Raw genomic sequence first — 24128 nt, 5'->3', positions numbered from 1 at the left:
CCTAGTTATAAGCGCATGCGGTAACGATATTCCCGTCAGTCAAGCCCTTGGCCTCTAGTGTTTCGAGCATTCCGGATAGTGCCCCATCGCCCTTCCCGGAGAAGAGTGCCCAAGTGTCGCCTTGGAGATGACTTTGGCTTAACGCCGTACCAGCGGCGCAGCTTCCCTTTCGTTTGGCGGTGGTATCGGCATTGACTACCTGAAACTGCCACGAATGTGCCCTTTCCTGGTACGAGCACAGCTGAAAATCAAGGGCAAGCACACAACTGAACCCGTTTGACGCCAGCCACGTACCAAGGTCGGCGTTGCTGGAGAACTTGGCTGGATCGGCATAACTCACTGGGGCGCAGCTTATTAACGCGGCCAGTACAACCAGGACAGCCTTCATGGTTCCCTCCTCAAGTCCAACCCAATTAGCGCACTGTACGCCGAGGAGAGAAGCGAAAGCTTCGGGGTCTTCGTTCAATCCACGTCGAAGATCGGCAGCGCGGTGGACTCAAGTGTTCAGCAGCGAGTCATATTCGATTCATGGAAAACGATGCGGAACACGGGTGACAGTATCCCTATTCCTAACGGCGCGATATGGCGCAGGATGGAACCATGCGTGGTCCGGCTAGCTACGAGCGTGGGGCGACAGGTGAAGCTGCCTGGCAGGCAGTGACTACATCTGCTGATGCCACGCTCTCCGGTATCGCGCACGGATATACCGAACTTCTCGAGTGTTCCTACCGGCCTGTCGAGCGCAGCGAGGTTGCCAGTGTCGAGCCGGTGCTCATCATCGAACTTGATGACCCACTGCTCGTTGCCGATGTAGCGGATCATGCGTCCCCGCGGATGTGGCAATCATTCGGCGCGGGTGTGAGCCAGGGGCCGATCTCAACCTTGCATGCGGGTGCGCAGCACTGCGTTGAGGTGCGGCTGACGCCGCTCGGGTTGTATCGAATGTCTGGCTTGGCGATGAACGAAGTGAGCAATCGCGTGGTGAGTCTCGAAGATCTGTTCGGGCAGAACGGCCGATATTTGCCTGAACGCCTTGCTGCTGAATCTGATTGGGCGCACCGTTTCGACCTGCTCGATTCGATGTTCATGCGCGCCGCGGCCGATGGACCCGAGCCTGACGCCGAGGTCGAATTTGTCTGGCATTGGCTGAATCGCACCGGTGGGACCGCGGTCATCGGGGAGATACTGGCCGAGATCGGTTGGAGTCGTGCTCGATTGGCGAAACGTTTCCGCAGCCAAGTCGGTCTGACGCCCAAGGCGGCCGCACGTGTGCTTCGTTTCAGTCGCGCAATGACGTTGTTGGCCGCACCGGGCCATCGATCGCTTTCCTCGATCGCCTTGGCTTGCGGCTACTTCGACCAGCCGCATTTCAATAGAGACTTTCGGATGCTGGCTGGGTGTTCGCCGGGGGAATGGGCCCGATTACGGCACGACGACCTGCTGGGATGCGGGATCCCGGTGGCCGGTGAACATTTGTACAAGACGGGGGTGGATTGCGGGCCTAGCGTTGGCGCCATCAGATGAATCCAATCGAGGAGGAACCCCCACGATGACTGGTGAACCGACGTACTTCGAGATCGGTGTGCCCGATGCGGTACGCGCTCAGAAGTTCTACCTGGAGCTCTTCGGCTGGAAACCACACGCAATGGGTGCGACTGGGCAGGCTTGGCTTGAAACGGGAGGCGTGCGAGGCGGGCTGCACAACGATGATGAGGACCGCCGGATCGACGTATTTTTTGGAGTCCCGGATATTCAGGCCGCAGTCTTATCCGTCCGCAAACTCGGTGGTGAAGCCGAAGATCCCGGACCTGAGGAGCCTGACTTCGGCAGGTTCGCATTCTGCAGGGACGACCAGGGCGTACGGTTCGGACTGCATCAGCCTGCTGGCGGCACTACCTGACCCGGACCGGTGTCTGACAGGCCGCTAGTGCCGTGTCAACGGAGCCCCGGATGCCTCCAAGCCTGGCTGCCCTTCGTGTCAAGGCACTACCAGATCTTGCAATGGCGCGGATCGAGGCCGTTCGGGAAATCCGTTGGCCGTGTACCTCCTTCGTGTGATGATCCACGGCATGCCCAGTTCAGTTGTCGAGGTCCGTCGGCTATACACCGAGGCCGAAGAGGTGGCAATCATCGATGCAGTCCACGGTGCGCTCGTAACTGCTTTTCAGATACCGGAAGGGGACAAGCATGTGCGCCTCGTCGTGCATGAACCCCACCGGTTCTCGCACGCGCCAAGCCTGGCCCAGCCAGAGCTGTACACCTTCGTTTCCATCGACTGCTTCGCGGGCCGGTCTGTGCAAGCAAAACGAAACCTCTACGCCGAGATCGTGAAACGCCTTGCTGTGCTGGGCATACCACCGGATCACGTCACGATCACGCTGAGGGAGAGCGCACTAGAGAACTGGGGAATCCGAGGCGGTCAGGCCGCCTGCGATATCGACCTGGGTTTCGATGTGAACGTCTGAAGGCCGAACTCGCCTTAGATTTTGTACCGGACATAGTTCACGGCGGCGAGGAACAGCGCAGCGGAGCCGGCCACGAGGCTCAGGGGAATGCTTTTGGTTGCAAGCGCGGTGCATATGACGGCGGCTATAGGAGCGACGGCCCAGTAGAGCCACTTCTGGCGGGAACTTTCGCCCGGCTCGGCGAATAGGAGGATGCCGCCGCTGACCGCGGCCATCAAGGCCATGTAGAAATCGGGATTCGGCGCCGTCACCTGGTCATCTTGCGACATGGCGACCCGTCGGACCCGCCCGGCATGATGACAGTCATGGCCGAGCACTGGACTGACCGGGAATTCACGGGTGAGAAGTTCTTCGACGAGGACTTCCGTGAACTGCACACCGAGCGTGTGGTTTTCACCGAATGCGATTTCAGCGGAGCCAATCTCACCGAGTCGTTACATATCGGTTCGGCCTTCCGGAACTGCACCTTTCGCCGGACATCCATGTGGCATTCGGAGTTCCGGCAGTGCAGCCTGCTCGGCTCGTCGATCACCGACTGCAGGGTGCGACCGGCGAAGTTCACCGAAAGCGACTTCACCCTGGCCTCGCTCGGCGGGCTGGATCTCCGTGAGCTGGATCTGTCCGACTGCCGGTTCCGCGAGGCCAACCTGGTGGGCACCGATCTGCGTAAGGCGAACCTGCACGGCGCCGACCTCACGGGAGCTCGGACGCAGAATCTCAAGCTGGACGGCGCGGACCTGCGGGGTGCCCGGATCGACCCGACACTGTGGACCACCGCAAGCCTGTTAGCCGCGAAGGTCGATCTGCCACAAGCCATCGCGTATGCCGCCGGGCACGGACTGGATGTGCACGGGGCCTGACGTGAAACGGACTAGCCCTTGAGGCGGATCCGCCACCGCACGAACGCCGTCATCACCACGGCGAGAAGCGCCAGGATGCCCATATCGAACAGCCATGTCGAGGCGTTGTGCTCCCACAGGCTGTCCTGCGGACCCACCGGCACCAGCTTGCGCAGGTCGGTGGTCGCAGCGGTCGCGGCAAATCCCCAGCGGGACGGGAACAGGAACGAGAACTGCTCCAGCCCTGTGCGTCCCGTCACCGGGATGAGGCCGCCACTGAATACGATCTGCGTCATCGTCGCGATCACCAGCATCGGCATCACCTGCTCGGCGGAGGTGGCTAGCGAGGACAGCACCAGGCCCAGCACGGTGGCCGCACATGCCGTGGCGGCCACGGCCACCCACAGCTCAAAGTTGGCGCTGCCCAGCAGCACCGCACCCTGCGTGGGGCCGCCGCGTACCAGCACGATGACCGCCGTCATCACCGCGGACTGCACAATGGCCGCACCGCAGTAGGTGATGATTTTGGCGAGCAGATACGCCGTCGCCGACAGGCCGACCGCCTGCTCGCGCCGGAAGATCACCCGTTCGCCGATCAGGTCGCGGATGGTCAACGCCAGGCCCAGGAAGCTCGCGCCCAGATTGGTCAATGCCAGCAGCAGTCCCGGTTCGTTGGGGTTGTCAGGTAGTGCGACGTTGAAACCGGAGCTGCCGGGTACCGACAACACCAGGCCGGCAAGAACGAACGGCAGCAGCGCCAGGAAGATGAAGTACCCGCGATCGGCGAGGATCAGCCGCCCTTGGCGACGCGACACCGTCGAGATCTGCCGCAGCAGGCTGGTTTTGGGCGGCTTCCCCAGATCGCCAGGCTTCACCGGAGCGGTCGCGGGTTTGTTCGCGGCGGGGTGCCGCGACAGGTAGGCCTGATGCACGCCGTCCGGGTCGGCCGCGGCATTGGCGAAGATGTCGGCCCAGTCGGTGGTGCCCATCTCCTGGCCGATGCCGCGCGGTGGACCGCAGTAGGCGGTCTTGCCTCCGGGGGCCAGCAGCAGCACCTGATCGCAGTAGCTCAGGTAGGTCAGCGAATGCGTCACCACCACAACCACGCGGCCGGCGTCGGCAAGCTGGCGCATCAGGCTCATCACCTGGCGATCCAGCGCCGGATCCAGACCGGAGGTGGGTTCGTCGAGGATCAGCAGTGACGGGCCGGTGAGCAGCTCCATGGCCACCGAGGCGCGCTTGCGTTGTCCACCCGAGAGCTTGTCGACGCGGGTTTCGGCATGCTTGGTCATCTCGAGTTCCTCGAGAACCCGGGACACCACCTGTTCGCGGTCTTCCTTGGTGGTATCCGGCGGCAGCCGCAGCTCCGCGGCGTAATGCAGCGCCTGGCTGACGGTGAGCTGGGGGTGCACCACATCGTCCTGCGGCACCATGCCGATGCGGTTTCGCATCACGGCGTACTCGGCGTGCACACCGTGCCCTTCGAAGGACACCTTGCCCGCAGTGGGTTGGGTGTTGCCGACGATCAGCCGGGCCAGCGTCGACTTACCGGCACCTGAGGGGCCGATGACCGCGGTGAGCGATCCGGGCGCGGCCGAGAAGCTGATGTCGTCGAGCAGCTTCTTGCCGCCTTCGACGGTGAAGTCGATGCCCTGAACCTCGAGTCCGCCGACCCGGGTGGCCATCGTCGGTTTGACGAGCGTGCCGTCCTGGACGACGAGGTCGACGTTACCGATGGTGACGGTGTCGCCTTCGCGCACCGACGCCTGCTCAACCTGGACACCGTTGACGAAGGTGCCGTTGATGGTGTGCAGGTCCTGGATCTCGAGCCCGCCGGCAGTCGGTAACAGCAGGGCGTGGTGACGCGAGGCCAGCACGTCGTTGACGACGATGGTGTTATCGGGTGCGCGACCCACGGTGACGGCGCCGGGGCTTGGTTTCGGTGCGCCACCGATGCCGAGCACACGCATCGCGCGGGTACCGAACGGCTCGACTGGTTCGTGGGAAGCGCCGGCGTAGGCGGCGGGCACCGGGGTGGGTTCCGACGGGTACTGCTGACGCGGTCGGGTGGGCCCCGAGGTTCCGTACGTCTGTGGGCTCGAAGGTGGCGCTCCGTACGGATGCTGCTGACTCGGTGGCTGCCCGTAGGTCTGCGGACCTGACTGGTAGCCGCCGGTCGGGTAGTGCTGCTGCGTGCCGGTGTGGGAGGTCGGCTGCGGGCCCGACGCGTAGCCGCGCATCGTCGGGGGAGCGATTCCCAGCTGGGTTTCGCTGCCGAGACCGCCGAGGGCGAAGGTCAGCCGGGGGCCGCCCGGGTCACCGAGGTTGACGATGGTGTCATCGCGTACCTCGACCCAACCGACCTGGCGACCGTTGGCGAAGATGCCGTTGAGGCTGCGTTGGTCCTCGGCGATCCATTTGCCGTCGACAAACCTAATTATCAGGTGGATACGCGACACCAGTGGGTGCGTGATGCGTACATCGGCGTGGATATCGCGGCCGATCTGAATGTCGTGCCCGGGTGCGAACTTTCGTTCGTCACCATCGAATACCACGGTGAGAGTGGGTGCTTCCCGACCAGTCATCGCTACCGACTCTATCGGGTCGGGGCGTGTGGCCCGGCTTCCCGCGCCGGAGGCTCACAGGGACTGGAACAGAAACAAGGTCCAGGCAAGCGAGGCAGTGCACAGCGCCGGCCAATACCAAATGTGCCAACGACGCCAGTGTCCGATGCCCATCGCTACCGGCGCGACCATGCACGTCAATACCGTCAGCAACGACCAGACGAATACCTTGCCGGCATCATCGGCCTGCTCGGGGAAGGCTCCGCTGAATCCGACGGGGAAGATGGCGGCGAACGCGACAACGCACGCCGTTGCGCTCACCAACACCCACAACAGCCAGCTGACGACGGCCTCGGCAGTTCCCGGCCTACGAAGTTCGGGCGCTGTCGTCATGACAGCCGATGCTAGGTGAGCACACAGTGGGTCCTGCTGAAAATCGTGGCCATACATTGATTGCAGTGAGTGCATCGCGAATGGGTGGCACGATCGGCCGCGACCCGGTTCACCAGATCCGGGTCGGCCAGCAAAGCGCGGCCCATGGCCACGAACTCGAAGCCCTCCGCCATGGCCAGGTCCATCGTCTCTCCGCCGGTGATACCGCCCAACAGGATCAGTGGCAGGTCCAGTTCGGCGCGGAACTTGCGGGCGTCGTCGAGCAGGTAAGCGTCGCGGTAGGGGTAGTGCCGAAAAAAGGACCTGCCCCCTAGACGCACTCCCCACCCAATTGGCTTGGGGAACGCCTTGCCGAGTTCCCGGATCGGTACTTCTCCGTGGAATAGATACATCGGGTTGACCAGTGAGCTGCCCGCCGTCAGCTCCAAGGCGTCGAGCCCGCCGTCCTCTTGGAGCCACTTGGCGGTTTGTAGCGATTCTTCGACATTGATTCCGCCGCGAATCCCGTCGGTCATGGTGATCTTCGCGGTCACGGCGATGCGATTGCCAACAGACTTGCGGACCGCCTGAACCGCGGCACGCGCGATCTTCGCCCGGTTGGATAGCGATCCGCCATATTCGTCGTGGCGTCGGTTGAACAGCGGGCTGAGGAATGAACTGATGAAGTAGCCGTGTCCCAGATGGATTTCGACGGCGTCGAATCCCGCTTCGACGGCGAGCCGGGCGGCATTGGCGTGCGCCGCGACTACCCCATCGATATCGGAGGCGGTTGCTCGTTTGGCGAACTTCATGCCCAGGGGACTGAAGAACCGGATGGGGGAGAGCGCCCGCGACCCGTTCGACCGAGCGTTGGCCACCGGGCCGGCATGGCCGATTTGCGCGGAGACGGCCGCGCCTGTGTCGTGGATGGCGTCGGTGAGACGCCGCAGCCCGGGGACGGCCTCCTCGCGCATCCAGACCTGGCCGTACTCGGTGCGGCCTTCAGGGGCGACAGCGCAGTAGGCGACGGTCGTCATGCCGACGCCGCCCAGTGCGGGCTTGCGGTGGTATTCGATGAGATCGTCGGTCACCACCGCATCAGGGGTGGCGGCCTCGAATGTCGCGGCCTTGATGGTCCGGTTGCGCAGCGTGATGGGACCGAGGCGTGCGGGCGCCAATACGTCGGGAGCTCCGGTGGCCATGTGGCGCAGATTACGCCGCGACGACGGTTCGTGAATTCTGGAGGCGCACTCCTACTTTTCGACGAGGCCGATGGTTGTACGTTCGTTCTATGACCTCCTTGAATCTGTCAGCCGACGAAGTCCTGACCACTACTCGCTCGGTGCGCAAGCGCCTTGATTTTGACAAGCCCGTCGAACGTGCGGTCATCGAGGAATGTCTGAACATCGCGATGCAGGCTCCGACCGGCTCCAACCATCAGGGCTGGCACTTTGTCGTCGTCGAGGATGCCGACAAGAAGAAGGCCATCGCCGATATCTACCGCGATGGCTGGAACAAGTACGCCACGGGCCAGGGCCCCGAGTACGGCGAGGGTGACACCCGGGGTGAGCGACGCGACAAGGTGGTGGATTCGGCCGGCTATCTCGCCGAGAACTTCGAGCGGTCGCCGCTGTTCCTCATTCCCTGCATCGAGGGTCGTCTCGACAATCTGCCCGTGGTCGGGGCGGCGTCGACGTGGGGGTCACTGCTGCCTGCGGTGTGGAGCTTCATGCTCGCGGCACGCAACCGCGGGTTGGGATCGGCCTGGACGACGTTGCACCTGATGGACGACGGCGAGAAGCGGACCGCCGACATCCTGGGCATCCCGTTCGACAGGGTCACCCAGGGCGGGCTCTTCCCGGTCGCGTACACCGTCGGCACCGACTTCCGACTCGCCAAGCGGCAGCCGCTCGCCGACGTCCTGCACTGGGACACGTGGTGAATTACGTGGCGGATACTGACTCGGTGACTTCGGCAACGGCAACTCGACTTGATGGCAAGGCCACCCGCGACGAGATCTTTGTGGAGCTGGCCGTTCGCGCCGCGGCGCTGACGGCGGCGGGCAGGACGCCGGGCCTGGGAACGATCCTGGTGGGGGACGACCCCGGTTCGCAGGCCTACGTCCGGGGCAAGCACAACGACTGCGCCAAGGTGGGCATCAACTCGATCCGCCGCGATCTGCCGGCCGACATCGACCAGGCGACACTGTGCGCCACCATCGATGAGCTGAACGCCAACCCTGACTGCACCGGATACATCGTGCAGTTGCCGCTGCCCAAGCATCTCGATGAGAACGAGGCGCTCGAGCGCATCGACCCCGACAAGGATGCCGATGGTTTGCATCCGACGAACCTTGGTCGGCTGGTGCTCGGTAAGGAAGCGCCGCTTCCCTGCACGCCCCGCGGAATCGTGTATCTGCTGCGTCGCTACGACGTCAAGCTCGATGGTGCGCACGTTGTGGTGATCGGCCGCGGCGTCACGGTGGGCCGTCCGCTGGGGCTGCTACTCACCCGGCGCTCGGAGAATGCGACAGTCACTTTGTGTCACACCGGCACTCGTGACCTGGGTGCGTTGACGCGGCAGGCCGATATCATCGTCGCCGCTGCCGGCGTGCCCCATATGGTGACCGCCGATATGGTCAAGCCGGGTGCTTCCGTGATCGATGTGGGGGTGAGCCGCGTCGATGACAAGCTGACCGGGGACGTGGCGTCGGACGTCTGGGATGTCGCCGGATACGTCTCGCCGAATCCCGGTGGTGTGGGGCCGTTGACCCGAGCCTTCTTGCTCACCAACGTGATCGAGCGAGCGGAACGTCCGTGACGGCGACTCGTGACGTGTTCGCAGCCATGCTTGATGCCATCCGACGCTTCGCCCGCGCGCAGTGGCCGATCCTGGTGGTGTCGGCGGTGTTCCTGGTGGCGTTGGGATTGATAATCGCCGACCGTTGGCGGCGCGGTGCGCTGGTCGTGGGAATCGGAGTGGGAGTCGCTGCGGCGCTGCGGCTGGTGCTCGCCGACGACACGGCGGGCCTGCTGGCGGTGCGCGGCAAGACCTTTGACGTCGCTGCCCTCGGCGCCGTCGCGGCAGCGATGGTGTATTTGGCGTTGACGATCGACCCGCTGGGCACCGGATAGGCGTTATTTGAGCAGTTGCACCGAGCGTGCGATGGCATCGGCCTGCGGGCCGAAGAACTGCTCGGACGGCTCGCCGGTGGGGCCGCCGGTATTGCTCGTGGCGATCTGCCAACGCTGATCGCCCTGCCCGATGAAGGCAACGTAGATCTTCGGTGTCGCCGATACCGGCGGCTTGCCTTCGGCGGGTGGGGGTTTCTCCAGCTCCAGGCTGGCCGAGGCTCCGGGGAGGCCGGGGCCGTCCCATGAGTCTCGTTTGTCCGCAGTGACTTTCGGTTTGCGGGTCTTGACGAAGTCGCTCACCGCGTCGGCGTTCGACGATTCCAGCCAGCCCTTCACCTGCGGAACATCATCGGAAGGCGCCAGCTTGCGGATGCGCACATACTGTGCGAATTCCGTCGACTCCCACTTCGGTCGGATCTGGTAGGTCGTCAGCCCCTTGTTGTCGTGGACCCCGTCGGCGAAGGCTACCCAGTCATGCGGAAGGGCCACGTAGATGCCCAACTCGGGGATGAATTGCCGGGTATGCCGTTCGGCGGGTGCGCTGCTGGAGGTGGTTTCAGGCTCGCCCTTGGTGTCTTGTGATGATCCACATCCGGCCAGCGCCGGGGTCATGAGCGTGGCGACAACGAGAGCTGCGAGGAGACGGTGATCCGTACGCACGGGTACACCGTAGCGGCACTGGGCGCCTTCGTCTCTGTGAATTGAGGCACCCGCTTACGGGAGCGACTACTGGTCCAGGGTCGCCCGGATGCTTACGGTGACATACGGCAACGCCAGACCCGTCGACTGTGCGAGCGCCGGATGGGTGGTCAGTAGCTCACGAACCTGCTGCAGCGTCTTCTTCCGGGCGGCCTCGGGGGCGGTAATGCAGTAGCTACGCGAGGCCACCATGTCCAGAAGTGCTTGCGGGGTAAGGTAACTCGTCCACTCGACCTGGTGGCGTTCTTGCCCTGTGAACGGCGTGGGCAGGCTGACTGCGTGGTTGAACGGGTCATCTTCACTGCCGATGATCTTGCCGAGGTCGGCCACCCAGCCCAGGCGTTCGTCCCGGGTGTTCCACACCAGTCCCAGCCGTCCACCGGGTCGCAGCACGCGGGCAACTTCGGGGATCGCACGTTCCGGATCCACCCAGTGCCAGGCCTGTGCCACCAGCACGGTATCCACGCTGTTGTCGGGCAGCGGAATCTCCTCGGCGGTCCCCAGCAGCGCGGGAGTGTCGGGGAGTGACTGGCTCAGTACTTCAAGCATTTCCGCGAGCGGATCCACCGCGACCACATTCAACCCGCGCTCCACCAGGCGGGTGGTGAGCTTGCCGGTGCCGGCGCCCAGATCCAGGACGTCACGTGTGCCCGCCGGTAGCAGCCAGTCGATTGCCTCGGGCGGGTACGAGGGGCGGCCTCGCTCGTAGGCCACGGCTTGCGAGCCGAAGGAAAGCGATCGCTGTGCTTGTGCGTCCGGCATTCGCGCTCCTTCTGTTCCCGTCACGAAGCCTGTGTTGCCTTGGCGAGTGCGAGCGTTTCCCGTACCAGTTCACTCACCGCGGCGAACTCGATGAGGAACGCGTCATGGCCGTGCACAGATTCGACCACCCGCAAGCCGGTACAACCGGGTAGCAGGTCTGCTAATTCCTTCTGCAGTCGCAGCGGGTACAGGCGGTCGGAGGTGATGCCACCAACGACCACCGGGACCGGGCAGTCGCGTAGCGCCTTCTCGACACCGCCGCGGCTCCGGCCGACGTCGTGCCTGTTGAGCGCTTCGGTGAGGATGACGTAGCTGCCGGCGTCAAAGCGCCGAACGAACTTGTTGCCCTGATGTTCGAGGTAGCTCTGCACCGCGTATCGGCCGCCGGCCCAGGGATCCTCGGGTCCGTTCGGGCCGACCTGCGGATCGTTCCCGAACCGGGTGTCCAGCTCGACCTCGCCACGGTAGGTCAGGTGTGCGATGCGCCTGGCCAGGTTCAGTCCCTTCTCGGGGCTGCGTCCGCTGCCGTGGTAGTCGCCGCCCTGCCAGTCGGGATCGGCCTGAATGGCGGCGATCTGCGTGTTCTGTGTGCCGATCTGATCGCCGGTGGCGCGCGCGCCGACCGCCAGCACCAGGGCTGCGCGCACCGAATCCGGGTGCATGACAGCCCATTCCAGCGCGCGTGCACCGCCCATCGAACCGCCGACAACAGCGGCTACCTCGGTGATGCCGAGCTGCGCGAGTGCGGCGACGTCTGCATCTACCTGATCGCGCACCGACACCTCGGGGAATCGCGAACCCCAGGGTTTTCCTTCCGCGGCAAGGGAAGTCGGACCGGTCGTGCCGCGGCAGCCGCCCAGCACATTGGTGGCGACCGCGCACCAGTGGTCGGTGTCGATCGCCGCACCCGGGCCGATGATTCCCTCCCACCACCCGCCGGTGAGGTGATCGGGACCGGCGGAGCCGATCACATGAGAGTCGGCGGTGAGTGCGTGGCAGACGAACACGACATTGTCGCGACGCGGGGAGAGTTCTCCCCAGCTCTGCACCGCGATGGTCACGTCATCGAGGACAGCACCGCTTTCCAGCGTGATCGAACCTATTGGTACATAGGCGATTTCGTCGCCCTGGGGGAGGGCGACGTTGGGCGCCGGAAGCTGCTCTCCGGCGGATGGGCCGCTTGCGCGACGATCGTCGGTCAAGGTCACGATGATGCCACCGCCGCGGGCTGTTTGAGTCGTCGTACGGCGGCGAATCCGGTGTCCAGGTCGGCCAGGATGTCATCGATGCCCTCGATGCCGACGGCCAAACGGACCAATCCCGGGGTGACGCCGGAGGCCAGCTGTTCGGCGGGGGCGAGCTGTGCGTGTGTCGTCGTGGCGGGGTGGATGACGAGCGAGCGCACGTCACCGATGTTGGCGACATGGCTGTGCAGGGTGAGTGAATCGACGAATGTGGTCGCAGCCTCCGATGCACTCACGCTGCCGCCGTCCAGCTCGAAGGCAAGCACGGCACCGGCGCCCTTGGGGGCCAGCGCTTTCGCACGTTCGTGCCAAGGGGAGGTGGGCAGCCCGGCGTAATTGACCCGGGTTACCTCGGGCTGGGTGACGAGGTAATCGGCCACCCGCTGTGCGTTCTCGACGTGGCGTTGCACACGCAGGCTCAACGTCTCCAGGCCCTGCGCGATGAGGAACGCGTTGAACGGTGAGATGGCGGGACCGAGGTCGCGCAGCAGCTGCACGCGCGCCTTGAGTGCGTATGCCGGTGCACCCAGGTCGGCGAAGACAACCCCGTGGTAGCTCGGGTCGGGGGTGGTGAAACCCGGGTGGCGGCCCTGCGTCCAGTCGAACGTGCCGCCGTCGATGATCACGCCGCCGATCGCAGTACCGTGCCCACCAAGGTATTTGGTGGCCGAGTGGACCACGATGTCGGCGCCGTGGGCCAGCGGCTGAATCAAATACGGTGTGGCAACGGTGTTGTCGACGATGAGCGGGATGCCTTCGGAGTGTGCGATCGCCGAGATGCCCGGGATGTCGAGAATGTCGTTCTGCGGGTTGGAGATCGACTCTCCGAAGAATGCCTTCGTTTGTGGGGTGATGGCGCTGCGCCAGGCATCGAGGTCATCGGGGTCCTCGACGAAGGTGGTCGAGATACCGAGGCGCGGCAGCGTGTAGTGCAGCAGGTTGTAGGTGCCGCCATAGAGACGTGGGCTCGACACGATGTTGTCGCCGGCTTGCGCGACGTTGAGGATGGCCAGCGTCGCGGCCGCCTGCCCGGACGCCAGCAGCAGCGCTGCCACACCGCCCTCGAGGGCGGCGATGCGCTGCTCGACGGCATCCTGCGTCGGGTTGCCGATGCGGGTGTAGATATTGCCCTCTTCGGACAGGCCGAACAGCGCCGCCGCGTGCGCGGTGTCGTTGAAGACGTAGGACGTGGTCTGGTAGATCGGCAGGGCTCGGGCATTGGTCGCCGGGTCGGCGGATGCGCCTGCGTGGATCTGCTTGGTTTCGAACGCCCACTGCGCGGTGGGATCGATGTCAGTCATCGGACTCTCCTGGGTAGTCGGGTGTGGCTGATCAGGGTCGGGAACAACAGCGACAGTGACAGCACCGACAACAGGAACGCAGGGATTCACCCCCGGGTGACAAATACTTCATCGGGCCAACCTGTCTTCTCGGGGCCCGCCATCGGACCCGCGCTTGCCGTGTGGCCAACTGTCCTTGAACCCAGTCGGCTACTCAACCTGGTCATCACCCGGGGCACCCCACCGCGGTTGGAGGGTTGCCGACCAGCGAGCCGGGGCTTGACGCTGGTACTCATGACCGACAAGCAGCGTATCGCAATTCACCGAATGGTTGCCACCAGGTAGTTGAAGCCGGGGCAGGACCCTGCCGGGGATACATGCGGGTCAGCAGTGGGAGCGCCGTCACAGAGCCGTCCGCCCGCCTAGGCTCGGAGGCGACGTGATACTGAATAGGGCAACCGCGTGACCCGCGGAGTACCTCAGATTCTGACCGACCAACGAAGCCGGGAGCGACCATGAGTGCGCAGCAGCCGACCATCATTTACACGCTGACAGACGAGGCGCCGCTGCTTGCGACGTACTCCTTCTTGCCGATCATCCGGGCCTTCGCCGGACCGGCCGGTGTCGACGTCCAAACCAGCGATATCTCCGTTGCAGCGCGCCTGCTCTCCGAGTTCGGTGAGTTCCTCCCCGAAGAGCAGCGCGTTCCGGACAACCTGGCCGAGCTGGGCCGGCTGACGCAGTTACCGGACACGAACATCATCAAGCTGCCGAATATCAGCGCATCGGTGCCGCAGCTGCTGGCCGCCATCAAGGAACTGCAGGGCAAGGGCTACAAGCTGCCCGACTATCCCGAGGACCCGAAGAACGACGAAGAGAAGGCCATCCTGGCGCGCTACACCAAGTGTCTCGGCAGTGCCGTGAACCCCGTGCTGCGTGAGGGCAACTCGGACCGTCGCGCACCGCGCGCGGTGAAGGAGTACGCGCGCAAGCACCCGCACAGCATGGGTGAGTGGTCGCAGGCGTCACGCACCCACGTCGCGACCATGAAGGAGGGCGACTTCTACCACGGTGAGAAGTCGCTGACCCTGGACCGCGCCCGCAAGGTGAAGATGGTGCTGACTACCACGGGCGGCGAGACCGTCGTGCTCAAGCCCGAGGTGAAGCTGGGCGAGGGCGATGTCATCGACAGCATGTTCATGAGTAAGAAGGCGCTCTGCGACTTCTACGAGGAGCAGATCGAGGACGCCTACAAAACCGGCGTCATGCTCTCCTTGCACGTCAAGGCGACCATGATGCGGGTCAGCCATCCCATCGTCTTCGGGCACGCGGTGAAGATCTTCTACAAGGAGGCCTTCGCCAAGCACCAGGCGCTGTTCGACGAGCTGGGTGTGAACGTCAACAACGGCATCTCCGACCTCTACAGCAAGATCGAGGCGCTGCCCGCATCGCAGCACGAGGAGATCATCCGCGACCTGCACGCCTGCCATGAGCACCGGCCCGAGCTGGCGATGGTGGATTCGGCCAAGGGCATCTCGAACTTCCACTCGCCCAGCGACGTGATTGTTGACGCCTCGATGCCGGCGATGATTCGCGCCGGCGGAAAGATGTACGGCGCAGACGGCAAGCTCAAGGACACCAAGGCCGTGAACCCGGAGTCCACCTTCTCCCGGATCTACCAGGAGATGATCAACTTCGTTAAGACCCACGGCCAGTTCGACCCCACCACCATGGGCACCGTTCCCAACGTCGGTCTCATGGCGCAGAAGGCCGAGGAGTACGGCAGCCACGACAAGACATTCGAGATCTCCGAGGCCGGTGTCGCCGATATCGTCGACATCGAGACCGGCGAGGTGCTGCTGAGCCAGAACGTCGAGGCCGGTGATATCTGGCGCATGCCGGTCGTCACGGACGCGGCCATCAAGGACTGGGTCAAGCTCGCCGTCACCCGCGCCCGGGAATCCGGTATGACGGTGGTGTTCTGGCTCGACACCGAACGGCCACATGAGAACGAGCTGCGCAAGAAGGTCAAGGCCTACCTCAAGGACCACGACACCGAGGGCCTGGAGATCCAGGTCATGCCGCAGGTATGGGCGATTCGGTACACGATGGAGCGGGTGATCCGTGGACTCGACACCATCTCGGCGACCGGCAATATCCTGCGCGACTACCTGACCGACCTGTTCCCGATTCTGGAGCTGGGCACCAGCGCCAAGATGCTGTCCATCGTGCCGCTGATGGCGGGCGGCGGGTTGTACGAAACCGGGGCGGGTGGTTCGGCGCCCAAGCACGTCAGCCAGCTGGTCGAGGAGAACCACCTCCGGTGGGACTCGCTCGGCGAATTCCTGGCACTGGCCGTCAGCCTGGAGGACCTGGGCATCAAGACCGGGAACCCGCGGGCCAAGATCCTGGCCACCACGTTGGATGCCGCGACCGGGAAGCTGCTGGAGAACGACAAGAGTCCGTCACGCAAGGCCGGTGAGCTCGACAACCGCGGCAGCCAGTTCTATCTCGCCCTGTACTGGGCGGCCGAACTCGCTGCGCAGGGCGAGGATGCGGAGCTGGCTGAGCTGTTCGCGCCGCTGGCCAAACGATTGGTCGAGAACGAGGACGCGATCGTTGCTGAGCTGGGGGCGGTGCAGGGCAGCCCGGTCGATATTGGCGGCTACTACTCGCCGGACCCCGAGAAGATCTCCGCTGTCATGCGCCCAAGCGTGACCTTCAATGAAGTCTTGGCGTCAGTCGAGGCTTAGTTCCACGTGCCGAGTGTGAAACCTGGGCGGCGATTCAGCCGAACCCGCCACAGGTTCACGCTCGGCGTAAGGGTTCTTACCCGGCGTCGGACGCCGCGCTGCGCTTGGCCGCGACCAGCGGATCGATCAGGTCGGTGATCACCTCGGTGACCTGACCCGGCGCCTCGAGCATGGGCACATGCCCCATGCCCTTGAGGGTGATCCGGCGCGCGTTCGCGGGCAGGCCTTGGCTGATGAGTTTTCCGAAGCGGCCGGGCGGGACGATCTCGTCCTTCTCGCACAGCACGAGCTGCGCGGGCACCGAGATGGTCTGCAGATTCTCCAAGCCCGGAGCCGGGAGGATCGACGTCAACGACGCGAAGTACGCCGGGCAGTGCGTGATGTCCTCGAAGATGCTGTGGTAATCCGGCAGGCTCAGTGCCTCGGTGTCCCCGCAGAGGGCGCGGGCGGTGGCGAGCTTCACGAACGGCAGGCCCGCTGCGCGGCGGCCGAGGAGGCGGGAGAACGCCAACCAAGGCGCCATCGCTGCGAACTTCACCGTGATCTCTGCCTTGAGAGCCGAGTACTTGGTCCAGCCGCCCGCGGGGGCAATCGCGGTCACGCTGCGGGCCCGGCCACGCAGTGCAAGGCCCAGAGCGATCCAGCCGCCAAGCGAATTGCCCACCAGATGTGCTGTTTCCCAGCCCTTCTGGTCCATGATCTGTTCGATCTGGTCCAGGTAGACGTCGACCGACCGCTGGGAGAGCGGTGGCAGTTTGGGCATCGGGCCGCCGCCGTTGTGGCCGGGGTATGTGGGGGCGAACACCTCGTACCCAGCGTCGACGAGCTGCTCGGCCACGGTCTCCCACACGGACTGGGACAGCATGAACGGGTGTAGCAGCAGGACCGGCTCGCCCGCACCCATCTCGATGGGCGCCCGCTTGCTCGACGGTTTCGACAAGACGGCTTCCAACATGGGGTCCTCCTATTGCGCCAACGCCAGCGTTGACATTACCGAGTATTGCGTCAACTTACAGTGCCCCATGTTCTTCGCCCCAGCGGCTCATCACTGTCAGACCGCTGAGCTATCGTCGGCGACCGATGATCACCGTGACCACCATCAACGTCAATGGCATTCGTGCCGCCGTCAAGGAGCGTTCCGCGGAGAACCGGGGGCTGCTGCCCTGGCTCGAGCAGACGACCACCGACATCGTGTGCCTGCAGGAGGTCCGTGCTGAGGAGGACCAGCTTCACGAGGCGCTGGCCCCGGCCCTGGCTGCGGGGTGGCATGTGGTGAGTGCGCCGTCGGTTGTGAAGGGACGCAACGGCGTGGGAATCCTCAGCCGGCTCCCGGCCGCCTCCACCAAGGCGACGTTGGACGCCGACGGCGGCGAGTTCGACGAGGCCGGCCGATACCTGGAGGCCGAGATCGGCGATCTCACCGTGGCGAGCATCTACCTGCCCACCGGAGAAGCCGGTACGGAGCGCCAGGAGGAGAAGGAGCGCTTCATGGCGGCCGTCGGCACCAGGATGGCCGCGTTGGCTGCCAGTGGACGGGACACGGTGATCTGTGGCGATTGGAACATCGGGCACACCGAACGAGATATCAAGGCGTGGAAGGCGAATCAGAAGAAGGCCGGTTTCCTGCCGGAGGAGCGGGCCTGGGTCGGATCGCTGCTGGATGCCGGTTGGGTCGACAGCTTCCGGCTACTGCATCCGGATGTCGACGGGCCGTACAGCTGGTGGTCATGGCGGGGTAAGGCCTTCGACAACGACGCGGGCTGGCGTATCGACTATCACCTTGCCACTTCCGATCTCGGGCGGCGCGCGCACTCGGCGAGGGTCGAGCGGGCCGACCTGTACGCGTTGCGCTGGTCTGATCACGCACCCGTGACGGTCGAGTACCGCACGTCATAGCCGTGGGTGGTCTGCCGGGCGATCGGCGGGTAATCGCGTTGACCGGTCGTGTCAGGATGGACGCACCATGACTGATCGTCTTCACGCAAGCGGCTCATCCACGACTGCCGATACCGCGAACCCCGGAGCCGACCCCGCTCGGCTCTTCTCCGGGATCCAGCCCACCGCCGATTCTCTTCACCTCGGAAATGTGTTGGGCGCGGTGCAGCAGTGGGTCCGACTGCAGCACCAGTACGAAGCCCTGTTCTGCGTCGTCGATCTGCACGCGATCACCGTGGCGCAGGATCCCGAGGAACTGCGGCGGCGGACCCGCGCGGTGGTCGCGCAGTACATCGCGCTTGGCATCGACTCGGCCGAGAGCGTCATCTTTGTGCAGAGTCACGTGCCCGCACACACCGAGTTGGCTTGGGTACTGGGATGTCTCACCGGCTACGGCGAGGCATCGCGGATGACGCAGTTCAAGGACAAGTCCGCCAAGCAGGGAACCGATGCCACCACCGTCGGGCTGTTCACCTATCCGGTGTTGATGGCTGCCGACATCCTGCTCTATCAGACCAACCTTGTTCCGGTGGGTGACGATCAGCGTCAGCACCTCGAACTGACTCGTGATGTGGCACAGCGGTTCAACAGTCGCTACGGCGAGACGTTCGTGCTGCCAGAGACGTTTGTGCCGAAGAATGCGGCGCGAATCTACGACCTGCAGGACCCGACGGTGAAGATGAGTAAGTCGGCGTCGGCTCCGACGGGGCTGATCAACCTGCTCGACGATCCGGCGGTGTCCGCCAAGAAGATCCGATCGGCGCAGACCGACAGTGATCGGGAGGTTCGTTTCGACCGCGAGGACAAGCCGGGTGTCTCGAACCTGCTGAGCATCCAGTCGGCGCTCACCGGCGCCGATATCGACACGCTTGTCGATGGCTATGCCGGACGCGGTTACGGAGATCTGAAGAAGGACACGGCCGAGGCGCTCGTGGAATTCGTCACACCGGTGCGGAACAGGGTGAACGACCTGCTCACCGACACCGCGGCGCTCGATGACATCCTGGCCGCGGGTGCCGAACGTGCCAGGGAGCTGGCAGAGAAAACTCTCACCGAGGTCTACGACCGGATAGGGTTTGTCCGGCCTGCGAGGTAGCGAATAGCAGAGGCGGTAATTGGTGGCCGACGACAACAAGCCCGGAATTCTCGACCGCTATCGTGCGCGGTTTCCCTGGTTCGACCACATCATGCGCATGCAGGAGCGCTACCAGGACGTCAAGGGCAATTTCTACGCCGCCGGAATCACGTATTTCACGGTATTTGCCCTGTTTCCACTCATGATGGTCGGCTTCGCGGTTGCGGGATTTGTGCTGTCTCGTCAGCCGGAAACGATTGCGGAGCTACGTACCCGAATCGGCGAGACGGTGTCGGGCGAGGTGGGTAATCAGCTAATCAACTTGATGGACACGGCGATTGCTTCGCGCACCAGCCTGGGCCTTGTCGGCCTGGCGACCGCAGCCTGGGCGGGGCTGGGCTGGATGGCCAATGTGCGCGAGGCGCTCACCGCGATGTGGGAGCAGCCCGACGAATCGGTGGGGTTTGTGAAGGGCAAGCTATCGGATCTCACCGCGTTGTCCTCTACGTTCGTGGCGCTCGCGCTCACCATCGCGGTGACCGCCGTCGGTGATGAGAAGACCATCATGCGGATACTCGGCTGGGTCGGGCTGCACGACGTCTCGGTGCCGGCCGCGTTGCTCAAACTCGCGACCCTCACGGTGGCGATCGTGGTGTCCTGGGCGCTCTTCACCTGGATGATTGCTCGGTTGCCGCGTCAGCGGTTGCCCTTTACGAGCTCGGTGCACGCCGGCCTCATCGCTGCCATCGGTTTCGAGCTGTTCAAACAGGTGGCGTCGATCTATCTCAGGGTGATCATGCATGGCCCGGCGGGATCCACCTTCGGTCCGGTTCTGGGCATCATGGTGTTCGCCTACATCACCGCGAGGCTGCTGCTCTACGCCACGGCGTGGGCCGCGACCTCCGAGGGCGCCATGCTGATGGCGCCGGTTGCGCCTCCGGAGCCCGCGGTCATCTCCACCCGCTTGGAGACGAGTTCGCGGCCGTCGACACTCGGTGTGCTCGCCGCAGTGGGAGCCGGAGCACTTGGTGCGCTGGGTATTTCGTGGCTAGGTCGCGGCCGCGACTAGACCTGGGCGCGACGGTTCAGTGACCTGGCCGCCAGGATGAGACTGAACACGATCATCGCCCCGATGATTGTCACGCCCACTCGGACCGGGACGCTGTTCACCGCGTCGGCGCTGAGGCCGGCGGCCTGGGGGGTGGCCGAGTCATCGGCATGCGGTTTGGTCAACAGCGTCGGATCGGGGTCGACGAGCTTACCGATCGAGGTGTCGCGGGGAGTGGAGAAACCGTAGTCGAGCAGATGGGCCGCCTGCTCCCACGGTGCGATTGGTAGACGCGTACCGCGCAGCATCGTGACCACCAGTCGGCGACCGTCACGTTCGGCCGCGCCGACGAAGGTCTGTTGTGCATCGTCGGTGTATCCGGTCTTGCCGCCGAGCGCGCCGGGGTAGTTGTAGAGCAGCCTGTTGTCGTTCGTCATCTCGTACGCCGGATGGGCATCGGGCTCACCGGGTTTGGCGGGATGGCCCGGGAAGGTCGCCTTCGGCGCCGACACCAATTCGGCGAAGGTGGGGTCGGCGAACGCGTACTTGTAGAACAGGCCGAGGTCATAGGCCGAGGTGCTCATGCCGGGGCCGTCGAGGCCGGATGGGGTGGCCACCCGGGTATCCCGCGCGCCGAGCTTATGTGCCAGGTCGTTCAGCTTGCCGACGGTGTCTTCCATGCCGCCGAGCTGCACCGCCAGCGCGTGTGCGGCGTCGTTGCCCGAGTTCATCAGCAGACCGGTGAGCAGCTGCCGGACCGTGTAGGTGCCGCCCACGTCGACGCCGATTTTGGTGCCTTCGCTGTTCGCGTCGTCCTGGGTTCCCACCACCGCCTGGTTGAGGTTGAGGTTGTTGATGGCTTCCATGGCGACCAGCACCTTGATGACGCTGGCGGGCCGGTGTCGGGCGTGGGGGTCCTTGGCGGCCACCACATTTCCGGTGTTCAGGTCGGCGATGAGCCAGGATTCCGCGGAGATGTCGTTGGGTACTGGCCCGGTTCCGTCGGCGGTCACCACATCGCAACCCCCGAGCTGGTCGCCGCCGATGGGCTTGGCGGGCACTGCAAGAGGAGCGGGCGGCTCGCCGCCGGCCCTGGGGACCTCGGAGGAATCGACTGCCGGTGGGGTGACGACCTTGTAGGGGCAACCGCTGGTGTCCGGTGGGGTGAATCCAGGTTCGGCGGTGGCGATCGGCGTGCTCAGCGGGACGGCGGCGACGATCAGCCCGGCGGCGGCGGTCGCAGCGAGACGAGTCGCGGCGGTGCGCAGCGCCTGGCGGCGGTCGGGCGCAGAAATCCTGGTGGTCATCGCTTTGCCACAGTAAGCGAACACCGCCCTGAACTGGGGGATGTTACGCCTGTGTCGGATGTGACTTGCTGGCTCAGCGCGCGGATGGCGCGATATCGGCCAGACTGATGTGACCGACGGCGGACGAGCCGATGCACCCGATCCAGAGGCGGCCACCTGATTCGACGACGCCGGTCGTGGTTTGCAGCCTGGTGTCCCGGCCCCGGATGTTCGCAAGCGCTGCGCCGGTTTCGGGGTGGAACGCGACGACCCAGGCGTCCGCCGCGATCGTCGGCTGGATTGACTCCGGCAGCTTCCAGATCAGTTTTCGCACGATCGGTGCTTGGGGCACCAGTCTCTCAAGCGCCGCGTTTCGTGGTCCAGCCATGGCGACCCAAATGCGGCCGTCGGCGCCGGTGCTGATGTTGTCTGGCATGCACGGCAATTCCTCTGCCAGCCGCGATATCTCACCCTGCCGTGCGCCGGCGAGCGCGATGGTGCTCAACCTGCGCCCGATGGTCTCGGCGAACACCAATCGAGACTCGTCGGCTGTCAAGGTGACACCGTTGGTGAAGTACAGGCCGTCCGCGATGGTGGTGACCGTGCCGTCGGTGTCGCGCCGGAACACTCGGCCCGTTCCCCGGCCCTCGATGGCGGCGGCGCGATACTCCTCGAAGGGGAAGCGTGCCGTTGACTCGCTGAAATAGATTGTCCCGTCGGCTGATTCGGTGACATTTGAGCAGAAGATGAGTGGTGGTCCGTCAACCTTGGTGACAAGTGGCTCGATATCTCCGGAAGCCGGGTCGAGGGCCAGCAGCTTGTCGCGGCTGCAGATCAACACGCGACCGTCCCGCGCGATGTGCATACCCAGGGGCGGATGCTCGGTGGTCGCGATATGCGTGACTTCGGCACCGTCCGGCGAGATGCGGAGAATCTTTCCGTCCACCACACCTGTCCAGATGTTTCCCGCCGCGTCGGCCACCACATCCTCGGGGCCGTGACCGGGGACCGGCACCACCGTGAGCGGGGGCAGGGGCTGCGAATTGAGGGCTAACGCCCGCACTCCGGGCGGCTGCCAACGGACGGGGTCGATAGACGGCTTGGCCATGGGTTCACCCTATTGCAGGCCTAGGCTGATCTGGTGGCAGGTCACGTTCGGGAGCGCACCGAGGAGTTCGAGAAATTGCGCCCGCGCCTACAGACGGTGGCCTATCGGCTCACCGGCAGCGTCGCCGATGCTGAGGACATTGTCCAGGACGCGTGGCTGCGCTGGCATGCCGCGCCCGACGAGATCGACGACCTACCGGCCTGGCTTACCACCGTCGTATCTCGGCTCGGCCTGGACCGGCTGAGATCGGCCGTTTATCGCAGGGAAACCTATGTGGGGGAATGGCTTCCGGAGCCGGTGGTTACCGGCCTGGACGGTAATGACCCGCTGGCCGTGCTGGTGGCCAGCGAGGACGCACGCTTTGCGGCCATGGTGGTGCTGGACCGTCTGGCGCCCGATCAGCGCGTCGCCTTCGTTCTGCACGATGGATTTTCGGTGCCGTTCAAGCAGATTGCCGAGATTCTCGGTGTCAGCGACGCAGCCGCGCGCCAGTTGGCGTCGCGCGGCCGACGCACCGTGGCCGCAACCCCGGAGCCGGTGGCCGATGCCGAGCACAACGAGGTGGTGGGCAGGCTGTTGGAGGCCCTCATGTCGGGCAGCGTGGAAGCCGTTGTGCGGCTGCTGCATCCCGACGTCACGATGACCGGCGATTCGGACGGCAAGGCGCCGACCACCGCTCGGATTATCAGGGGTCCCGATAAGGTGGCCCGTTTCATGCTTGCCTTGTTACACCGGAGGTACGGGCCGCAGATGACACAGGCCATCGAACCCGCGCTGGTCAACGGCCAGTTCGGTTTGTTCCTGCGGGCGACTGACACCGACCCGAACTACCAGCCCGTCCTGCCCCGCGTCAGCGGTTACACGGTGCAGGACGGCAAGGTGCTGGCGGTATGGGATGTGTGCAATCCCGACAAGTTCGCCGGGACACCGCTACGTGGCGCCTAAGCGTCTAGGGAGTCTTGGGGAGTTGCCCATGGGACGCGGCAGGCGTCACCGGAGTTGAAGCCCTGCTCGGTGATTCCCAGTGCCGCATAGGTGCGGGCACGCATGTTCTCGACGCCGATCTGGTACGTCAGCTCGATCACCCCGGCGTCGCCGAACCGTCGCCGTAGATCCTCGACCTGCTCGTCGGTGATGTCGTGCGGATTGCCGGTCATCGCGTCGGCGTACGCGATGGCGGCGCGCTCATCGTCGGTGAACAGGGGAGAGGTCGCATAGTCGTCGATGGCCTTGAGGCGCTCAACGTTCAGACCGTCGAGTCGCTGCAGCATGGAACCGAAGTCGACGCACCATGAGCAGCCCACCGTGCGGGCGGTCCAGAACACCGCGAGTTCACGGACGCTCGCCGGCAGGACTCGGGATGCGCTGCTCAGCATCTGCTCGTGTATCGCGGCGGCGACCATCAACTTGCGGTGGTGGGCGATCACGGTAAACGGCTCGGGCACTTGGCCGTAACGCCGCTTGGTCACCCGGTACATGATGCGGGTGAGCAGTGATGCGTTCTGTGGGGCAATGGGATCGATACGTGTTGTCTTGCGAGGTATTGCAGTCATACCCGTATGAC

25 protein-coding genes and 1 riboswitch are annotated in these 24128 nt (G+C 64.7%); of the genes, 12 read left to right on the top strand and 13 right to left on the bottom strand.

Annotation, left to right across the window (positions count from 1 at the left end):
* Position 1: 1 nt before the first annotated feature.
* Positions 2-388, bottom strand: coding sequence for a hypothetical protein (locus MLB1_RS05020; protein ID WP_180748582.1), 387 nt, complete (start codon positions 386-388; stop codon positions 2-4).
* Between the two features lie 269 nt (positions 389-657).
* Here MLB1_RS05020 and MLB1_RS05015 point away from each other — a divergent pair, with 269 nt between their 5' ends.
* From MLB1_RS05015 to MLB1_RS05005, 3 genes are all read left to right on the top strand, one after another.
* Positions 658-1524, top strand: a complete 867-nt coding sequence (locus MLB1_RS05015; protein ID WP_358144474.1) for a helix-turn-helix domain-containing protein — start codon at positions 658-660, stop codon at positions 1522-1524.
* Between the two features lie 25 nt (positions 1525-1549).
* Positions 1550-1900: a VOC family protein gene (locus MLB1_RS05010; RefSeq protein WP_180748580.1), complete on the top strand. Its 351-nt coding sequence runs from the start codon at positions 1550-1552 to the stop codon at positions 1898-1900.
* A gap of 169 nt (positions 1901-2069) precedes the next feature.
* Entirely contained in the window at positions 2070-2465 is a 396-nt protein-coding gene (locus MLB1_RS05005) for a tautomerase family protein (RefSeq protein ID WP_180748579.1), read from the top strand.
* A gap of 14 nt (positions 2466-2479) precedes the next feature.
* Here the strand turns inward: MLB1_RS05005 and MLB1_RS05000 are convergent, their stop codons facing one another.
* On the bottom strand, positions 2480-2716 hold the full coding sequence (locus MLB1_RS05000) for a hypothetical protein (protein WP_371750558.1): 237 nt from the start codon (positions 2714-2716) through the stop codon (positions 2480-2482).
* Between the two features lie 54 nt (positions 2717-2770).
* Between MLB1_RS05000 and MLB1_RS04995 the strand changes: the two genes are divergently transcribed.
* On the top strand, positions 2771-3325 hold the full coding sequence (locus tag MLB1_RS04995) for a pentapeptide repeat-containing protein (RefSeq protein WP_180748577.1): 555 nt from the start codon (positions 2771-2773) through the stop codon (positions 3323-3325).
* A gap of 11 nt (positions 3326-3336) precedes the next feature.
* On the opposite strand, the gene MLB1_RS04990 is transcribed toward MLB1_RS04995, so the two are convergent.
* From MLB1_RS04990 to MLB1_RS04980, 3 genes are read right to left on the bottom strand one after another with little or no spacing between them, the layout of a single operon-like run.
* Entirely contained in the window at positions 3337-5889 is a 2553-nt protein-coding gene (locus MLB1_RS04990) for an ATP-binding cassette domain-containing protein (RefSeq protein WP_180748576.1), read from the bottom strand.
* Between the two features lie 54 nt (positions 5890-5943).
* Positions 5944-6261 (bottom strand): hypothetical protein, encoded by a 318-nt coding sequence (locus tag MLB1_RS04985; protein ID WP_180748575.1) that lies wholly within the window; start codon positions 6259-6261, stop codon positions 5944-5946.
* An 11-nt stretch (positions 6262-6272) separates the two neighbouring features.
* Entirely contained in the window at positions 6273-7442 is a 1170-nt protein-coding gene (locus tag MLB1_RS04980; RefSeq protein WP_180748574.1) for an NADH:flavin oxidoreductase, read from the bottom strand.
* Between the two features lie 89 nt (positions 7443-7531).
* Here MLB1_RS04980 and MLB1_RS04975 point away from each other — a divergent pair, with 89 nt between their 5' ends.
* Genes MLB1_RS04975 through MLB1_RS04965 form a run of 3 tightly spaced genes read left to right on the top strand, consistent with a single transcriptional unit; the run spans position 7532 to position 9374 of the window.
* On the top strand, positions 7532-8182 hold the full coding sequence (locus MLB1_RS04975; protein WP_180748573.1) for a nitroreductase family protein: 651 nt from the start codon (positions 7532-7534) through the stop codon (positions 8180-8182).
* 23 nt (positions 8183-8205) lie between these two features.
* Positions 8206-9060, top strand: a complete 855-nt coding sequence (locus tag MLB1_RS04970; protein WP_180748572.1) for a bifunctional methylenetetrahydrofolate dehydrogenase/methenyltetrahydrofolate cyclohydrolase — start codon at positions 8206-8208, stop codon at positions 9058-9060.
* 26 nt (positions 9061-9086) lie between these two features.
* Positions 9087-9374: a DUF3017 domain-containing protein gene (locus tag MLB1_RS04965; protein WP_180749696.1), complete on the top strand. Its 288-nt coding sequence runs from the start codon at positions 9087-9089 to the stop codon at positions 9372-9374.
* Positions 9375-9377: 3 nt separating this feature from the next.
* On the opposite strand, the gene MLB1_RS04960 is transcribed toward MLB1_RS04965, so the two are convergent.
* The 4 genes from MLB1_RS04960 to MLB1_RS04945 form a co-directional block, all read right to left on the bottom strand.
* Entirely contained in the window at positions 9378-10034 is a 657-nt protein-coding gene (locus MLB1_RS04960) for a hypothetical protein (protein WP_180748571.1), read from the bottom strand.
* 66 nt (positions 10035-10100) lie between these two features.
* A complete protein-coding gene (locus MLB1_RS04955; RefSeq protein ID WP_180748570.1) occupies positions 10101-10835 on the bottom strand; it encodes a class I SAM-dependent methyltransferase in 735 nt (244 codons plus the stop codon).
* A gap of 20 nt (positions 10836-10855) precedes the next feature.
* On the bottom strand, positions 10856-11953 hold the full coding sequence (locus MLB1_RS04950; protein WP_180749695.1) for a homoserine O-acetyltransferase: 1098 nt from the start codon (positions 11951-11953) through the stop codon (positions 10856-10858).
* A gap of 86 nt (positions 11954-12039) precedes the next feature.
* Positions 12040-13380 (bottom strand): bifunctional o-acetylhomoserine/o-acetylserine sulfhydrylase, encoded by a 1341-nt coding sequence (locus MLB1_RS04945; protein WP_180748569.1) that lies wholly within the window; start codon positions 13378-13380, stop codon positions 12040-12042.
* A 145-nt stretch (positions 13381-13525) separates the two neighbouring features.
* Positions 13526-13659, bottom strand: a riboswitch (SAM riboswitch).
* A gap of 215 nt (positions 13660-13874) precedes the next feature.
* Here MLB1_RS04945 and MLB1_RS04940 point away from each other — a divergent pair.
* Positions 13875-16112: an NADP-dependent isocitrate dehydrogenase gene (locus MLB1_RS04940; protein WP_180748568.1), complete on the top strand. Its 2238-nt coding sequence runs from the start codon at positions 13875-13877 to the stop codon at positions 16110-16112.
* 76 nt (positions 16113-16188) lie between these two features.
* Here the strand turns inward: MLB1_RS04940 and MLB1_RS04935 are convergent, their stop codons facing one another.
* Positions 16189-17067 carry an alpha/beta fold hydrolase gene (locus MLB1_RS04935; protein WP_180748567.1) on the bottom strand — a complete coding sequence of 293 codons (879 nt, stop codon included), beginning with the start codon at positions 17065-17067 and terminating at the stop codon, positions 16189-16191.
* A 125-nt stretch (positions 17068-17192) separates the two neighbouring features.
* On the opposite strand from MLB1_RS04935, the gene MLB1_RS04930 reads away from it, so the two are divergent.
* From MLB1_RS04930 to yhjD, 3 genes are all read left to right on the top strand, one after another.
* Positions 17193-18008 (top strand): exodeoxyribonuclease III, encoded by an 816-nt coding sequence (locus MLB1_RS04930; RefSeq protein WP_180748566.1) that lies wholly within the window; start codon positions 17193-17195, stop codon positions 18006-18008.
* Between the two features lie 67 nt (positions 18009-18075).
* A complete protein-coding gene (trpS, locus tag MLB1_RS04925; RefSeq protein WP_180748565.1) occupies positions 18076-19143 on the top strand; it encodes a tryptophan--tRNA ligase in 1068 nt (355 codons plus the stop codon).
* Between the two features lie 19 nt (positions 19144-19162).
* Positions 19163-20191, top strand: a complete 1029-nt coding sequence (gene yhjD / locus MLB1_RS04920) for an inner membrane protein YhjD (RefSeq protein ID WP_180748564.1) — start codon at positions 19163-19165, stop codon at positions 20189-20191.
* Here the strand turns inward: yhjD and MLB1_RS04915 are convergent.
* Both MLB1_RS04915 and MLB1_RS04910 read right to left on the bottom strand, forming a co-directional pair.
* Positions 20188-21477, bottom strand: coding sequence for a D-alanyl-D-alanine carboxypeptidase family protein (locus MLB1_RS04915; RefSeq protein WP_180748563.1), 1290 nt, complete (start codon positions 21475-21477; stop codon positions 20188-20190). The genes yhjD and MLB1_RS04915 overlap by 4 nt on opposite strands.
* A 73-nt stretch (positions 21478-21550) precedes the next feature.
* Complete coding sequence (locus MLB1_RS04910) at positions 21551-22564, bottom strand: SMP-30/gluconolactonase/LRE family protein (protein ID WP_180748562.1); 1014 nt, start codon at positions 22562-22564, stop codon at positions 21551-21553.
* 33 nt (positions 22565-22597) lie between these two features.
* On the opposite strand from MLB1_RS04910, the gene MLB1_RS04905 reads away from it, so the two are divergent.
* On the top strand, positions 22598-23509 hold the full coding sequence (locus MLB1_RS04905; protein ID WP_180748561.1) for a sigma-70 family RNA polymerase sigma factor: 912 nt from the start codon (positions 22598-22600) through the stop codon (positions 23507-23509).
* Here MLB1_RS04905 and MLB1_RS04900 read toward each other — a convergent pair.
* The gene (locus tag MLB1_RS04900) at positions 23506-24117 is read right to left on the bottom strand and encodes a carboxymuconolactone decarboxylase family protein (RefSeq protein WP_180748560.1); all 612 of its coding nucleotides are present in this window, start codon (positions 24115-24117) and stop codon (positions 23506-23508) included. The genes MLB1_RS04905 and MLB1_RS04900 overlap by 4 nt on opposite strands.
* Positions 24118-24128 lie beyond the last annotated feature (11 nt).

Source organism: Mycobacteroides sp. LB1 (assembly GCF_013449725.1).
Taxonomy (GTDB): Bacteria; Actinomycetota; Actinomycetes; order Mycobacteriales; family Mycobacteriaceae; genus Mycobacterium.
Note: the sequence above shows the minus strand (reverse complement) of the source record. Positions and strands in the feature narration are given on the sequence as shown.